The sequence below is a fragment of the Bacteroides sp. OF04-15BH genome, from assembly GCF_003477995.1.
GTDB lineage: Bacteria > Bacteroidota > Bacteroidia > Bacteroidales > Bacteroidaceae > Paraprevotella.
In genome coordinates this window covers 1-1,160 of sequence record NZ_QUEM01000099.1, presented here as the reverse complement: position 1 = coordinate 1,160, position 1,160 = coordinate 1, and the positions used below count along the sequence as shown (strand labels likewise).

Genomic DNA, 1,160 nt, shown 5'->3' with positions numbered 1-1,160 from the left:
AACGCCAAGTACGCCCGTGAACCGGAAATGCTCAACATCGAAATGAAAGACTTCTTGGAGAATGAAGATACGTCCGACTTCTCACATACCCGGATGAACATCTATTTCCGGGAACTGGGGAATGAAAGCCCGCTATTGGTGAAACTGATAATGCAGAGCATCTACAAGAACAATGACCGGAAAGTGCGCCACTTGGGTAGCAAGCGTTTCGGCATACAGTTCTTAATCAAGGGGATTTACACCTATAACGGGATGCTCTATGTACACACGCAGACAAAGAACAGTTCCAACGTGCCTTTCGATACCGACTTCATCAAGTTTAAGATAACCGATAAGAAAGTACCCAAGCGCACGGCTATTCAGGAAACGGTGCTGGATGCGGTACGTAGCTACAACGAGGTGATAGAGATTGCAGGAAAAAGTACCGTGCGCACGGTGTACGCCCTGCCGAAGTTCACCATTCCTGACGACAAGCTGCTGGTCGTGGAACTCTACGAGAAGAACGGCGGGCGGCATCAGACCATACGGGTGGAGAACGCCGACATCGTGAACGCAGAAGTGATTGACGAACTAAAAATCAAATAGGGAATGAAAAGACACATCTTTATAATGATGCTCTTTGCGCTGTGCCTGACCTCGTTTCAGGCACATGCGCAAAGATACCTGCCGGGCATGAAAGGCTTGCAAGTCACGGCGGGCATGGCGGACGGGGTGCATTGGAACTCCGACACGGATTTTGCCTACCACATCGGGGCGGCGTACAGCGTTTACACCAAGAACGCCAACCGCTGGGTGATTGGCGGCGAATACCTGCACAAGAAGTATGACTACAAGGATATGCAGATACCCGTGGAACAGTTCACCGCAGAGGGCGGCTATTACCTGAAATTCCTATCGGACAGGCGAAAGACTTTTTTCCTTTCATTGGGATTGTCGGCTCTCGCCGGGTACGAAACAAGCAACCGAAGCGAAAAGCTGCTGCCGGACGGCTCTACCTTGCTGGATAAGGATTGCTTCATCTACGGCGGTGCGCTGACGCTGGAACTGGAAGCCTACCTGACCGACCGGATAGCCTTGCTTGTCAGTGCAAGGGAACGGGCGTTGTTCGGCTCGGACATAGGCAAGTTCCACACGCAGGTATCTTTGGGACTGAAATTCAT

General features: G+C 51.3%; 2 protein-coding genes. Both read left to right on the top strand.

Going from position 1 to position 1,160, the window contains the following annotated elements; translation table 11 throughout:
* On the top strand, nt 1-585 hold a 585-nt coding region (gene traN / locus DXA74_RS15995; RefSeq protein WP_118529113.1), incomplete at its 5' end, for a conjugative transposon protein TraN.
* Between the two features lie 3 nt (nt 586-588).
* The coding region (locus tag DXA74_RS15990; protein ID WP_118529115.1) for a conjugal transfer protein TraO at nt 589-1,160 on the top strand (572 nt) is incomplete at its 3' end.